The 14495-nt window shown below is 71.1% G+C and carries 11 protein-coding genes and 2 pseudogenes; 8 read left to right on the forward strand and 5 right to left on the reverse strand.

Annotated features, from left to right (window positions below; translation table 11 throughout):
• Positions 1-192: 192 nt before the first annotated feature.
• The 4 genes from QIT00_RS26415 to QIT00_RS26430 all read right to left on the reverse strand — a co-directional run bounded on the left by QIT00_RS26415 (position 193) and on the right by QIT00_RS26430 (position 6311).
• On the reverse strand, positions 193-1791 hold the full coding sequence (locus QIT00_RS26415) for a sodium:solute symporter family protein (RefSeq protein ID WP_282537908.1): 1599 nt from the start codon (positions 1789-1791) through the stop codon (positions 193-195).
• Between the two features lie 175 nt (positions 1792-1966).
• Complete coding sequence (locus QIT00_RS26420; protein WP_282537909.1) at positions 1967-3928, reverse strand: oxidoreductase; 1962 nt, start codon at positions 3926-3928, stop codon at positions 1967-1969.
• 457 nt (positions 3929-4385) lie between these two features.
• A complete protein-coding gene (locus QIT00_RS26425; protein WP_282537910.1) occupies positions 4386-5909 on the reverse strand; it encodes a PucR family transcriptional regulator in 1524 nt (507 codons plus the stop codon).
• A gap of 114 nt (positions 5910-6023) precedes the next feature.
• Complete coding sequence (locus tag QIT00_RS26430; RefSeq protein ID WP_282537911.1) at positions 6024-6311, reverse strand: metal-sensitive transcriptional regulator; 288 nt, start codon at positions 6309-6311, stop codon at positions 6024-6026.
• 89 nt (positions 6312-6400) lie between these two features.
• Here QIT00_RS26430 and QIT00_RS26435 point away from each other — a divergent pair, with 89 nt between their 5' ends.
• The 8 genes and pseudogenes from QIT00_RS26435 (at position 6401) to QIT00_RS26470 (ending at position 13811) form a co-directional block, all read left to right on the forward strand.
• Positions 6401-6976, forward strand: coding sequence for a rhodanese-like domain-containing protein (locus QIT00_RS26435; RefSeq protein WP_282537912.1), 576 nt, complete (start codon positions 6401-6403; stop codon positions 6974-6976).
• Between the two features lie 202 nt (positions 6977-7178).
• On the forward strand, positions 7179-8138 hold the full coding sequence (locus QIT00_RS26440) for a cucumopine synthase-related protein (protein WP_282537913.1): 960 nt from the start codon (positions 7179-7181) through the stop codon (positions 8136-8138).
• A gap of 179 nt (positions 8139-8317) precedes the next feature.
• Positions 8318-9364, forward strand: coding sequence for an NAD(P)/FAD-dependent oxidoreductase (locus QIT00_RS26445; RefSeq protein WP_282537914.1), 1047 nt, complete (start codon positions 8318-8320; stop codon positions 9362-9364).
• Between the two features lie 20 nt (positions 9365-9384).
• On the forward strand, positions 9385-11196 hold the full coding sequence (locus QIT00_RS26450) for a carbamoyltransferase family protein (protein ID WP_282537915.1): 1812 nt from the start codon (positions 9385-9387) through the stop codon (positions 11194-11196).
• 75 nt (positions 11197-11271) lie between these two features.
• Positions 11272-11769 (forward strand): nucleoside deaminase, encoded by a 498-nt coding sequence (locus tag QIT00_RS26455; RefSeq protein WP_282537916.1) that lies wholly within the window; start codon positions 11272-11274, stop codon positions 11767-11769.
• A gap of 48 nt (positions 11770-11817) precedes the next feature.
• Complete coding sequence (locus tag QIT00_RS26460) at positions 11818-12297, forward strand: SRPBCC family protein (protein ID WP_282537917.1); 480 nt, start codon at positions 11818-11820, stop codon at positions 12295-12297.
• Between the two features lie 8 nt (positions 12298-12305).
• A pseudogene (locus tag QIT00_RS26465) lies at positions 12306-12920 on the forward strand (histidine phosphatase family protein); the annotation flags it as partial.
• A gap of 174 nt (positions 12921-13094) precedes the next feature.
• Positions 13095-13811: a sortase domain-containing protein gene (locus QIT00_RS26470; RefSeq protein WP_282537918.1), complete on the forward strand. Its 717-nt coding sequence runs from the start codon at positions 13095-13097 to the stop codon at positions 13809-13811.
• A gap of 30 nt (positions 13812-13841) precedes the next feature.
• Here QIT00_RS26470 and adh read toward each other — a convergent pair.
• Positions 13842-14240 (reverse strand): annotated as a pseudogene (adh, locus tag QIT00_RS26475) (aldehyde dehydrogenase); the annotation flags it as partial.
• Between the last annotated feature and the right edge of the window lie 255 nt (positions 14241-14495).

Genomic DNA, 14495 nt, shown 5'->3' on the forward strand with positions numbered 1-14495 from the left:
GGACACCTTCCGTTGCCGCGCCGCCGCGCCGCCGTCGCTGCTCAGGTCCGCGGGTCGGCGACACCTGCCGCTGCTCCTTCGACGTGTCCGGCTTCTGCGGCTCCTTGAGCTTGCGGGCGTCGATCCTGCCGCACTTCTTGGCGCGGGGATCGCGGCTTTCCGGACACACCTCAGAGACACCTCGGAGACGCCTCAGAGCGCCAGCGGGATTCCGTAGAACGCCAGGAGCCCGAGCCCTGCCGCGACGAACGCCGCCGTGGTGCCGGTGGCGATCCAGGACGTGCGCCGCAGCTTCCGCGGGTGCCGCTCCGCGGCGGGAGTGGCCAGGAGGCCCGCCCGGAACGCCTTGGCTGCAGGAGACGGTTCCACGCCCCGGTCCGCGATCCAGGTCGCCGCCATGCTCAGCGCGAACCCGAGGAAGACCGGGTGCGCCCAGATCGGCAGATCGAGCCCGGCGAAGTCCTTCAACCCGCTGAACACCCCGACCCCGACGAACCCGGCCACCATCCCGGCCAGAGCCCCTCGCGCGCTGAGGTTCTCGCTGCGGATGCTCCAGAACGCCACCGGGCCCCACGCCGCGGCGAACAGGGTGGCCGCGAAGTACCCGATGGTCAGCACGGCGGGCGGCGTCACCAGCGTGACCAGGAGGACCACCACCCCCACGGCGAGCATCACGAGCCGCGACCGGCGCAGCGCGACATGCTCGGGCACCGTGGCGTCCTCCGACTGCGGCAGTACGTCGTGGGCCACGCTGAAGCCGATCAGGGCGAGGAACGAGGAGGCGGAGGAGAGGCCCGCCGCGACGATGCCGGTGACCGCGATCACGCCGAGGACGGGCGGCATCAGGTTCTGCGCGGCCCAGATGAACGCCACCTCCGAGGGGTTGATGTCCGCCTTGAAGAAGTTGATGGCGTACGCGCCGAACGCGAGGAACACGTACAGGACGCCGACCGTGCCCATCGAGATGAAGGCGCTGCGCAGGGAGACGTGCTCGTCCCGGGCCATCAGGTAGCGCGAGGACTGCCACGGGCTCACGGCGACGACCGCCATCCAGACCAGACCGATCGCCAGCGCCCAGACCAGCACCTCACCCGGACTGCCCAGGTACGCGCCCTCGCCGGTGACCCCGTGCCAGCTGAGGCCGTCCGGCTTGCCGGGGAGCGCCCGCAACTTGTCGAGCACCTCGGTCGGACCGCCCGCGCGGAACACGACGTACGACATGCCACCCACACCGGCGAGCATGAAGATGAAGAACATGATCGTGTCGTTGATCAGGATGCCCTGCGAGCCCGACATGAACGTGAAGACCGTGTAGCCCAGCCACACCACGAGCACCGACACCCAGGTCTCCCAGCCGAGCAACTGCCCCATGACCAGGGCCAGTCCGTGGGTCACCGCGATCAGGTAGAAGCCGATGCCCACGACCACCATCACGCCGGACACCGACTGGACCGCGCGCGAGTCGAAGCGCTTGCCGAAGTACTCCGGCACGGTGAGCACCTCGGAGCGCCGCAGATACCGGCCGAAACCCAGCACCCCCACGACGTACCCGGAGATGTTGAGGGCCGTCACGATCAGCAGCACCACGGGAAAGCCGTCGTACGCGAAACCGACCTCGCCCATGAAGGCCACGGTGGACAGGAAGGAGGCCACGAGCGTGCCGGCCACGAGGAGAGTGGGGGCACGCCGGCCGGCCACGAAGTAGTCCGACCGGTCCTTGACCCGCCGTCCGACGACGGCGCCGATGACCAGGTAGAGCAGGAAACTGCCGATGACTCCGGCGATGAACATCACTGCTCACCCCCGTCCTCGGCGGAGTAGTCGCGGCGGATGACCCGCCAGGCGAGGGCGATCACGGCGAGCGGCACGAGGCCGTAGTAGAGGGTGACTGCGAGGGAACCCATGGGGTGGTGCCTCCGTTCACGGGCGGGGCAGGGCGGGGCGGGGCGGGGGACTTGCGGTGGGGTCAGAGCGCGTGGCCGACGCGCATCCCTTCGAGCACGGCCTCCTCGACGGTGCGCGGCGAGAGGCAGTCACCGGCGAGGTGCAGCTCCGGCCGCTCGGACGGGGCCAAGTCCTGTAGCGCATCGGCGAGTTGGACGTCCGGTTCGTGTCCGAGCGCGAGCACGACCGACGCGGCATCCGGTACGAGCACGGGTTCGTCGGTGAGGACATGCTGGAGGTAGACGGTGTCCTCGTCCGCGCCGTACAGCCGGACCAGCGGCACGGTCTCCACCTTGTGGCGCAGCAGCCGTCGCAGCAGTTCGTCGCGCGTGTACTGCTGCAGGGTCTCCCCGGCCTGGTATCCGGTCGTGGCGAGGACGACCCGGTGGCCCCGCTCGGCGAGCAGATCGGCCACTCCGACGCCGGTCCAGTCACCCCGCCAGTCGGCGACGAGGACCCGGCCCCTCGGCAGCCGCGCGCCGTCGATGACCAGCCAGGCGTCCAGCACGGTCGCGCCGTCCGTGGCCAGCTCGGGCCGGTAGGGCCGCGCACCGGTCGCCAACACGACGGCGTCCGGCGCCTGTTCGCGTACCAGCGCCGTGTCCACCGTGACGCCGCTCTTGATCGGTACGGACGCCCTGCGGGCCTCCTCCAGCAGGTTCGTCACGGCGCCGCCGAACTCGGCCCGCCCGGGCAGCTGTTCGGCGAGCAGCACCTGGCCTCCGGGCCGCCGCCCCGCGTCGTACACCGTGACCCGGTGGCCGCGCTGCGACGCCACGATCGCCGCCTTGAGACCGGCGGGGCCCGCGCCGACGACCAGCACGTCACGCGGACGGCGGGCCGGCCTGACGATGCCGTACAGCCGCTCGCGCCCGGTCTCCGGCCGCTGGATGCAGGAGATGGGGTGGCCGGAGTGGAAGTGCCCGATGCAGGCCTGGTTGCAGGCGATGCAGGCGCGGATGCCCGCGAGGTCGCCGCGCCGGGCGTACGCGGGCATCTCGGGGTCGCAGATCAGCGCACGGGTCATGCCCACCGCGTCGGCGTCGCCCCGCTCAAGGACGACTTCGGCGTCCTGGGGCTGGTTGATCCGCCCCGCGACGAGGACGGGCACGGACACCGCCTGCTTCACCCGCCGGGACAGCGCTGTCGTGCAGAGCGGCTCCATGGTCATCGGCGGCACGATGTGGTCGGACCCGGCCAGAGTGGCGGAGGTGCCCCGGGTGACGGAGACGTAGTCGAGCAGGCCGAGCCCGTCGAGTTCGGTGACCGCCCGCAGCGCGTCGTCCTCGCCGAGTCCCCGGTCGGAGGCCTCGCCGAGGCTGATCCGTACGCCCACCGCCAGCGCGCCGCCGGTGGCCTCGCGGGTGGATTCGAGGATCTCCCGGAGGAAGCGCAGCCGGTTCGCCCACGACCCGCCGAACTCGTCCGCGCGCCGGTTGGTGGCCGGGTTGAGGAACTGCGCGGGCAGGTACCCGTGCGAGGCGACGATCTCGACACCGTCCAGGCCGGCCCGCCGCAACCGCGCCGCGGCGGCCGCGAATCCGTCGATCACCTCGCGCACCAGCTCCCTCGGCATGGCGCGGGGGAAGACCCGGAAGCGCTCGGTGGGGACGGCTGAGGCGGAGTAGGAGACACCGAGCGAGCCGTCCGCGGTGTCCATCACCTCGGCGCCGCCGTGGAAGAGCTGCGCGAAGACCGTCGCGCCGTGCGCGTGCGCTGTCCCGGCGAGCCGCCGGTAGCCGTCGACGCACGCGTCCGTGTCGGCCATCAGCGCGTGCGAGGTGTAGCGGGCACTCTCGTGCACACCGCCGACCTGAAGCACGATCAGCCCGACGCCGCCCTCGGCCCGCGCCCGGTGGTACGCCACCAACTGATCGGTGACCTTGCCGTCCTCGGCCATCACCGTGTCGTGGCCGGTGGACACGATCCGGTTGCGGATCGTCGCCGGTCCGATGTCGAGGGGGGTGAAGAGGCGAGTGAGCATGCGGATGTGCCTCCCGGTCGTCTGCCTGGCTCGGAACATCCGTCAGTGTGGGCCCCGTCACACCACCGAGGAATGCGCCCGCTGACGCAACCGCGGCGCGGGATTCATAACCGGGTATGAGAGGGGGCGTACGGCGCCGGGGCACACCCTTCGGCCCTCGGGCCCGTATCTCCCCGGTCTTCGCGGGTCGACGACTCCCCCAGCCTCCGGCCGGGAGGTGCCCCCCAGGCACCACGCTCCCCCAGCCTCCGGCCGGGAGGTGCCCCAGGCACGCTCCCCCAGCCTTCGGCCGGGAGGTGCCCCAGGCACGCTCCCCCAGCCTCCGGCCGGGAGGTGCCCCAGGCACGCTCCCCCAGCCTTCGGCCGGGAGGTGGCCCCAGAGCAGGGAGGTCCCCCCCATGACGCCGCGGCCTGATCCGCGAAGATCGGGAAGACGGGCCCTGGCGTCCGTCCTGGATCAGTGGTCCGTGATCCGCCGGGCGAGCAGCGCCGTCCACAGTGCCGTCAGATCGCCCGTGCTGCGCAGGCTGCGCCCGGTGAGTGCCTCGATCTTGCGCAGCCGGTAGCCCAGCGTCTGCCGGTGGATGCGCAGCTCCGCCGCGGCGGCACGCCAACTGCGGTCGCTGTTCAGGAACTTCTCCAGCGTGACCAGCAGTTCCGTGCCGTTCTGCCGGTCGTGGTCGAGGACCGGCCCCAGGACCACCCGGGTGGCGAACTCCGCGTCGGCCACGGTGCGGGGAAGCAGCAGCGGTGCCGCGGTCTCGTACTCCGCGACCCCGCCGCGCGAGGCGACGGCCGCCTGGAGGGCCCAGCGTGCCTGCCGTGCGGTGTCGGCCAACTGCCCGAGGGCGGAGCTGCTCGCGGAGACGCCGACCGCCGGTACATGCCGGCGCAGCAGCGTCACGGCCTCGTCGACCCGGTCGCCGGACACGAGGACGACGACCGAGTCGCCTCGCGCGTCGCCGAGGAGCGCGGGCAGTTCGGCGTCGCCGAGCAGGGTGGCCGCGACGGCCCGGGACTCCGCGGGGACGGCGAGCGCGGTACGGGCTCCGGCGAGACCGAAGCCGTCGAGCGCGAGGCGGCCCGCCTCGTCGCCGAGGCCGCCGTCGACGAGCCGGGCCAGGAGTTCGGCTCCGCGCACGTCCCGGTCGGCGCGTTCCCGGCCGATGCGCTCGACCTCCATCGAGGTGAGGCTCTGGATGTGCAGCAGCAGGAACACGTCGACGTCGAGGTCCTCGGGCCCCTCCGCGACGAGCATGCACGGCCGGTGGGCGGAGAGCGCGAGGGCGGTCGCCTCGACCGCGTCGGGGCCGTCGACGCGCAGCCGGGCGGGCAGCCGGTCCAGGTGGTCGGCGGTGCCGTCCACCAGGCGTGCCACCACCGAGGGGCCCAGCGGCCGCTCCTGCCGCAACACCTCGCTGCCGAGGGCGACATCGATGACGTGCAGGCGGTGCCCGATCTCGGCCGACAGCCGGCTGAGCATCGACTGCTCGCCGAAGGTCGCCGTACGGGCCAGTTCGTAGAGCCTGCTGACCCGGGCGATGCGGCGCACCTGATCGCTCTGGTTCGCGAGGGCGACGGTGCGGCCGATCGCCGCGAACGGTGTGGTGTGGCCGACCAGCAGCACGGGGAAGCCGAGCGCGTCGGCCGTCGTCGTCAGCGCCCGGGTCAGCGGCGGCGCCTTGAGGTCGTCCCCGATGGCGAGCCCGGCGAGTCCCGCGTCGTGCAGGCCGGTGATCAGCCGGCGTTGCGCCTGCGCGCCGCGCGGTATGCAGAGGCCGACGGTCATGAGCAGCTCGTCGGCGCCGAGCCACCGCCAGGGGTCCTCCAGCTCGCACGAGTGCGCCCACACCACGGGCCGCGGCAGGCCGGCCGAACCGGCGAGCACTCGGCAGTCGAACTGCTCCATGCCGACCAGATCGCCGACGGTGAGGTCGTCCACGTTGCCCTTGTCGCCCTTAACCCCGGTCGAAGTGATCACCCCATGATGGCCGCCGAGCGACCCTCGGAATATACCCCTGGGGGTAAATGGCCTTGGGCGGGCGCGATGCCCCGGCGGCGGCTGTACCGGGAGGTGCTCGCACCGTTCGCCGGTTCACGCCAGCGAGAGGAACAGCTTCTCCAGCCGGGCCCGCATCTCGTCCCGGTCCTCGGCCGACCGACCCCCGTCCTCGGCCTCCGTCAGGCACTGCTGGAGCCCGGTCGCGATGATCGCGAAGCCGGCCCGGTCCAGGGCGCGGGACGCGGCCGCCAGCTGCGTGACGACCTCCTCGCAGTCCCGGCCCTCCTCGATCATCCGGATCACACCGGCGAGCTGCCCCTGCGCGCGACGCAGCCGGTTGAGTACCGACTTCAGCTCCGCAGCCGCCAGATCAAGCTCCATCACCACTCCTCAAGGAATACCCGAATACCCCCAGGGGTATTATGCTCGCCCCGATGGGGCCCCGCAGACCAGCAAGGATGACACCTGCCATGACCACGCCCGCCGCCCTCAGCACCGCCGACGCACGCGGCCGCCTGCACGAGCTGACCGTCATCGACGTGCGCACCCCGGGCGAGTACGCCGGAGGCCACCTGCCCGGCGCCCTCAACATCCCCCTCGACCACCTCCAGCGCGCCCTCCCCGACATCCGCCGGGCCGCCGACCGCGGTGACGTCCTCGTCGTGTGCGCCTCCGGTGCCCGCTCCGAGAACGCCCGCAGGGTCCTCGCCGAGAGCGGCATCGACACCCTCACCCTCTCCGGCGGCACCGGCGCCTGGTCGGCCGACGGCCATGAGCTGCACCGCCCGCGGGGAGCGCAGCGGAAGGTCTGGGGCATGGAGCGTCAGGTCCGCTTCACCGCGGGCACGGTCGTACTCCTCGGCCTGCTCCTGGGGTTCCTGGTGCACCCCGCCTTCCAGCTCCTGTCGGCAGGGATTGCGGCGGGCCTGGTCTTCTCCGCGCTCACCGACACCTGCGGCATGGCCGTCCTGCTCGCCAGGCTCCCGCACAACCGCCCTCGCGCCGCCGACCTGGACCACGCCTTGGCGGCCCTACGGAACGGCTGAACGCCGCCCCCGCGCCTGAGCTGCGGCTTTCGCGTGACGATCCGCGGTGCGCTCGGACCATCGACGGTCGGCCGGGCTCTCGTAGGAAAACACAAAGTACGGGTCTCAGGCCGCCCCCATTTCATGTTTTCGACGCCTGGCTGAATACCGCCCACCAGCGATGTACTCCTCGGACAAGCCGAACCAACGAACGGGAAAAGCCTTGTCTGAGAAGCTGCGTGGCCGTCAGATCGAGATCTCCTGGCCCGACCTCGGCATCACGGTCACCGCCGACCTGGACGACCGCAACCCCGCACTCGCCGACGCCCTCTGGGAGTCCCTGCCCTACCAGAGCCTCCAGGGGCACGCCCTCATCGCGGGGGAGCACCTTTACCACGTAGCGCCGATCCCCACCCTGCTGCACACCCCCCACTCCACGCGCATCCCCGACCGTCGCGAGGCCCCGAACGGCACCGTCTTCTGTTCCGGCCTGCAGCACCTCGGCATCAAGTACGGCACCCTCACCGAGCCCATGCCCGCCACCCCCGTAGGTCAGATCCGTGCGGCGGACATGCCCGCCCTCCTGGAAGCCGGGGCCGAGATCTGGGACGCCGTCTACTCCACGAAGAAGCAGATCCACGTCGAGGTCCGCCGCGCCGGCGAGCAGGGCGGACACCGCATCCCGAGGCTCCGCGCCACCGACACGGACGCCGACCGGCTGATCGCCGACATCTCCGCCGAGACCGAGAAGATCTGGCTCACGCCCCCGGCCGAGCTGGACGGCCTCCACCAGGGCGTCATCCCCTCCCAGGCGGGCAACTTCGGCACCGTCCTTCCCACTCTTCTGTTCGTCAACGGCGAGACCAGGCCCCTGGGTTACGCCTCCTACGGCGGTCTCGTCCGCGCCGCCGTCCAGGACATGCCGATGGCCTCCCTCGCCCACATGGCCCGCCTCCTGGTCGGCGTCCCCGCCGAGTTCCTGGGCTACTGCGGACTGGAGAAGCTGTGGGCGTTCACCCAGCGCTTCCTCGACGTCGTCGACCGCCTCGACCGCGACGACTTCTACGCCGTCACCAGTCAGATGGCCCTCTACATCAACTGCCTCGGTGGCTGGAACCTCCACCTGTACCCGTGGGAGACCGGAGACCACCTGCGCCAGCAGGGCGCCACGGCAGGCGCGTAGCCCCACCGAGCGAAGTCCGCCGAGGAGATGACGACACCGGCACTCCTCTCCGCCGTCCGAACCGCACTCCTCTCCGCCGTCCGAACCGCACTCCGTCTCCGCCGTCCGAACCGCACTCCGTCTCCGCCGTCCGAACCGCCCTCCTCTCCGCCGTCCGACCCACACCACAGGAGAAGACCTTGCCCGCCCTGCCTGCCCGTGCTGACGCCGTAGTCATCGGCGGGGGAGTGATCGGCACCTCCGCCGCCTACCACCTCGCCGCCGCCGGCGTGGACACCGTGCTGCTCGAACGCGGGAGCCTGGGTGGCGGGGCGTCCGCGCACACCGCGGGCATGGTCCGTACGTACTTCCCCGGCAACCCCGACACCGGGCGAAGGGCCGTGCGCAGCCTGAACGCCTACCGCGAATTCGCCCACCACACCGCGGCCCCGCTCGGCCTGAAGCAGCTCGGGTTCCTGGTGCTGTTCACCGACGAGGAGCAGATCGCCGCGTTCGAGGCCACCCGGCAGGACCAGCAGGCAGCCGGCGTCCAGGTCGACCTGATCAGCGCCCGAGACGCGGCCGGGCTCAACCCGCTGGTCGACGAACGCGCCGTCCTGGCCGCCGCCTGGTCCCCGGAGGCGTACCACGTGGACGGTCTCGACATCGTCCGCGGCTACGCCGCCGCCGCCCGCAACCACGACGCCCGCGTGTTCACCCACACGCCCGTCACGGGCATCGACGACGACAACACCGTCCACACCTCGCACGGCAGCATCAGGGCGGACAGCGTCGTGTGCACGGCGGGGCCCTGGTCCGGCGAGGTGGCGGCGATGGCCTCGGTCGACCTGCCGCTGACGCCGCACGCGGTCGAGATGCTGTTCACCGACGTCCCGCCGTCCCCGCACCCCGAGCTGCCCATGACGATGCACGCCGCGTCGGGGCTGCGGATCCGGTCGTGGAAGGACCGCATCCTGCTGGCCATGGGCGCACCCAAGGGCGGCGAGACACGCGCAGCCTGGCTCGGCCGTGTCGCCGGCCACCTCGGCACCCTGTTCCCCGACCTGGACGGCATCGGCCTGCACCGCGCGTGGTCCGGTGACTTCGACGCGAGCCCCGACAACACCGCCTTCATCGGCGCACACCCCACCCGCCGCTTCCTGTACGCGGCCGGATTCACCGGAGCGGGCCTCTGCCAGGCGCCCGCGGCCGGGGAGAAGCTCCGCGACCTGCTGGTCGGCAAGTAGCCATATCAGGAAGGAATGCCGTGATTGTTCTGGGATGCAACGGGTTCAGCCGGGTGTCGGAGTTCTTCTCCGAGCGCCTCGGTGCGACCGGCATCAACAAGCATTACCTCTTGGGCCACGACGCCGCCGCAGCACTCCTGATCGACGGCCGCCTGGTCGCCGCCGTGGAGGAAGAACGCCTCAACCGGGAGAAGAAGACCACCGACTTCCCCACGCGCGCGATCGACTGGTGCCTGCGGGAAGCCGGGATCACCTTCGACGACGTCGACGTGTTCGCCTTCCCGTGGAACTGGTCCCCGCAGATCCTGGACGAGATCCTGAACGGCATCCGCACCTCGCCGCTGCCGGAGGCCGAGCAGGCCGAACTCACGGGCACCATGCGGGACTTGTTCGAGCAGGTCGTCAGCCACGACGCGATCCTCGCCGACTTCGAGGCCCGTACCGGACACCGCCCCGACCCGGCCAAGGTCCGCTTCGTCCCGCACCACCTGGCCCACGCCACGACCGGCTACTACCTCGCCGGTATGAAGGACTCCGCGTTCCTCGTCAGCGACGGCCGCGCCGAACGCTTCTCGACCCTGACGGGCGAGATCCGCGACGGCCGGATCACCGTCTTCGACGACACGGTCACCGGCTCCGAGTTCTCCATGGGCACCCTGTTCTCCGCCATCACCCGCTTCCTCGGCTTCGTCCCCAACAACGACGAGTACAAGGTGATGGGCCTGGCCGGATACACCGCGCCGCCGACTCCGAACCCGTTCGTCGACCACCTGCTCACGCTGCACGACGACGGCCGCTACACCTTCGCCAAGCCCCTGCGGACCGACGACGTGCACAGCCACGACGCCCTGTTCGAGGAGTACTTCGGGCCCTTCGAGGACACCCTCGAGTACAAGGCCCGAGTCGCCGCGGCGGCGCAGCAGATGCTGAACGTCGCCACCGCCCACCAGGTCAGCCGACTGGAGAAGAGGACGGATCTCGACCACCTGCTGTTCGAGGGCGGCGTCGCCCTGAACTGCCTCAACAACACCCCGCTGTTCGAAGGCTCCCGCTTCGACGACATGCAGGTCAGCTTCGGCGCCTCCGACACCGGCATCACCATCGGAGCCGCGGCCCACGCCTGGCTCAACGACCCCGGAACCGGCCCCGCGGAGCGCCTCGCCGCCTCCGCACCCGTCACGCCCTACCTGGGCCCGGCCTACGACGACGCCGCGATCGAGGAGGCCCTGGCAGGCTTCACCGGCCGCGTCCACGCCACCCGCCTGGACGACGACGAACTCGTCGAGCAGGTGGCGAAGCTGCTGACGAAGAAGGTCGTCGTCGGCTGGTTCGAAGGCCGCGTCGAGCACGGCCCACGCGCCCTCGGGCACCGCAGCATCCTCGCCAACCCGGGCTTCGACGACATCAAGGACATCATCAACACCCGGGTCAAGCACCGCGAACCCTTCCGCCCCTTCGCCCCCCTCGTCCTGGAGGAGCGGGCGCCGGAGATCTTCGACATGGGGCGCAAGACCAGCTCCCCGTACATGACGTTCGTCTTCCCCGTCCGCGACGCCTACAAGGACCGCATCCCCGGCGCCGTGCATGTGGACGGCACCTCCCGCATCCAGACCCTGACCGACGAGGGGACCCCGCGGCTCACGGCACTGCTGCGGAGGTTCACCGCGCTCACCGACACGCCCTGCCTGATCAACACCTCGTTCAACGTCGCCGGCGAACCCATCGTCTGCACCCCGACCGACGCCCTGAAGTGCTTCATGGGGACCGAGATCGACTACCTGGTCCTCGGGAACCACCTCGTCACCAAGAGCGAGCTGCCGGACGGACGCTGAGCCCCACAGACACCCCCGGCACCCCGTCGGGGCCACCGCACCACCCCCCTCTTCCGCAACGAAAAGGAACCTGCCATGAGCACCAGCACCACGGTGACGGTCACCCAGGAGCGCGCCTGGATGGAGCAGGCCGTCGAGCTCGCCACCACCAGTGCCCTCAACGGAGGTGGCCCCTTCGGCGCCCTCGTCGTCAAGAACGGCGTCATCATCGCCTCGGCCAACAACAAGGTCACGTCCACCTGCGACCCGACCGCGCACGCCGAGGTCAACGCCATCCGTGCGGCCGGTGCCGAGCTGGGCACCTTCATGCTGGACGGCTGCACCCTCATCTCGTCCTGCGAGCCGTGCCCGATGTGCCTGGCCGCCTCCCTGTGGGCGCGCGTCGACCGGCTCCTCTACGCCGCCGACCGCGACGACGCCGCGGTGGCCGGGTTCGACGACCGCCGCTTCTACACCCTGCTCGAGAAGAAGCCCCAGGCCGCGTGGCCGATGGAGGTCGAGCACCTCGACCTCCCCAACCGCACCGCTCCGTTCGACGCGTGGATCGCCAAGTCCGACCGCGTCGACTACTGAGCAGTCCCTCACTGGAAGTCCACTGACTGGGAGAAGGAGCACACCTCCGTGCCGATCCAGCGCAAGCACACCATGTACCACTCCACCATCCTCGAGGCCGACCCGGACACCGTGTGGGCGACCGTCCGCGACGCGATGCAGATCCTGGCGATCGTGTCCCCGGGCGACCTGGACATCCACACCGACGTCACGTGGGTGGACGGAGCCTCGGTCGACACGGTCCCGGCCCGCTACGACTTCAAGCTCACCCTCAACGGCGGCCTCGTGCAGCAGGAGATCGCCGCCCGGGACGAGATCAACAAGACCCAGTCGTACCGGGCCATCGCGCCCACCAGTGGAGTCCAGAGCTACGAGGCGACCATCCGCGTACTCCCCATCACGAACGACCCGGCCCGCAGCTTCTTCGACTGGTCCCGGGTCCTGGAGATCGCCGACGACGCCGACCTGAACGTCGTCGAGCGCATCATCGACGTGATGGAGAAGCAGACCGACGCCGTACGCGACCACTTCGCGCAGCCCGCGAAGTGAGCGACGTGACGACGCTCGTACTGCTGCGGCACGGCGAAACCCCGCTCACCCCTGGGCGGCGGATCTCCGGCAGCGGAGGGTCCGACCCGGCACTCTCGCCGGACGGACGCCGCCAGGCCCAGGCGACGGCGGCGGCTCTGGCCCACCGCGGCGGCATCGAGGCGGTCGTCACGTCACCGATGCGGCGTTGCCGGGAGACCGCCGAGTCCGCGGCCACGCGCCTCGGACTGGCGGTCCAGGTCGACCGGGACCTGCGGGAAGCGGACTTCGGCGCCTGGGAGGGCTTGACCTTCGCCGAAGTCCGCGAACGCCACCCGGACGACCTGGACGCATGGCTCGCCTCGCCCGAGGCTCCCCCCTCGGGCGCGGGCGAGACCATGCACCAGGTCACCCTCCGCACCGCCGCCGTACGAGACGCCCTCCTGGCCCGGTACGCCGGCGCCACGGTCCTGGTCGTCTCGCACGTCGGCCCCCTCAGAACCCTGATCCGCCTCGCCCTCCAGGCCCCACCCCACACCCTGTTCCGCATGGAGGTCGCCGCGGCCTCCCTGTCGACGGTGGCGTACGACGAGGACGGCACGGCCACGGTGCGGTCCCTCAACGACACCCACCACTTGCCCTGACCTGCTCTGACCTGACCTGCCCTGCCCTGACCGGCAGCGGACACGGGCTGCTGTCGACCTCCGGCCCGATTCGTACGACGATGGACATACGGGCGGCCCCGACCCGAAACGGCCGGCACCATGTGGACCAGGCACATACACAGGCACATACGCAGACACCCCGAACCGCGGCTCGTGGCGAGACGTCCGCGCACCCCGACCACGCTCTCCGTCGCCGGGCTGACCACACTCCTCGTGACCGTCAGCGCGTGCGCGCCGAGCACCACCGGGGCGGCGCCGCCGCGAGACCGGCAGAGCACCAGCGAGGTCGCCCTGGAGAGGCCTCCGCCCAGCCCGGCGCGGAGCACGGAGCCGGCACCACGCCCCACCAGCGACGGCCGCCCGCAGGTCGCCCACCTGACGATCCCGGACATCGGCATCCACGACCTGCGTGTCCAGCCCTATCGCGGCAAGACCGACGACGGCCCCGGTACGGCGATCCAGAACCGCGGTATCGCCGCCAGCCCACACGGCAGGACCGGAGGAGTGGGCCCCGGAGGCGTCGGCAACTACCAAGTGACGGCGCATCGCAACACGGCGGGCGGCCCGTTCGCCGCCCTCCCCGAACTCCGCGACGGCGCCAGAATCGAAGTGACCACCGACCGGCGCACCTTCGTCTACCGGGTGACCGGGACCAGAGAGACGTCGTTCCGTTCCGAACAGTCCCTGGCGGAGCAGCGCGCCGCCGTCCCCGGCCACCCCGGCCGCACCCCCGACCAGGCCGTCATCACCCTCTCGACGTGCGCCACCCAGGAGGACCACGCCGCCGGGAACTACTGGGCCGACGGCCTGGGCAACCCGGAGCACCGCATCGACAAGATCGGGAAACTGATCAGCTCACACCCGAACTGACCCACCCCGTCCGCGTGCCGCTCGTACTCCTCAGAAGAACCCGAGCCTGTCCGGCGCGTACGACACCAGCAGGTTCTTCGTCTGCTGATAGTGGTCCAGCATCATCCGGTGGTTCTCCCGGCCGATGCCCGACTGCTTGTAGCCGCCGAACGCCGCGTGGGCCGGGTACGCGTGGTAGTTGTTCACCCACACACGGCCCGCCTGGATCGAACAGCCCGCGCGGTACGCCGTGTTCATGTCCCGGGTCCAGACGCCGGCGCCCAGGCCGTACAGCGTGTCGTTGGCGATCTTCAGGGCGTCGTCGTAGTCGTCGAACGAGGTCACCGAGACGACCGGGCCGAAGATCTCCTCCTGGAAGATCCGCATCCGGTTGTCGCCCTCGAAGATCGTCGGCCGGACGTAGTAGCCGCCCGCCAACTCGCCATTTCGGCTGATGTGCTCGGCCGCGAAGACCTGGACGGGGCGGCCCACGGCCACCGCCGTACCTGGCGCGTTCGTGCCCATGGCGTTCTCCGCCCAACGCGCGCCCGGCACGAAGTTCATGCGCCCCGCGCGCGCCCCGGTCGTGGAGTGCCCCTCCACCCACAGCAGCCTGCCGTGCACGTCGCACACCGCGAGGAGATACTCCCCGTACCGGCCGGGCGACCCATGGATCGGTCAACTCTGCCTCCCTGAATGGGCGTT

The organism is Streptomyces luteolus (genome assembly GCF_029968015.1).
GTDB classification, from domain to species: Bacteria; Actinomycetota; Actinomycetes; order Streptomycetales; family Streptomycetaceae; genus Streptomyces; species Streptomyces luteolus.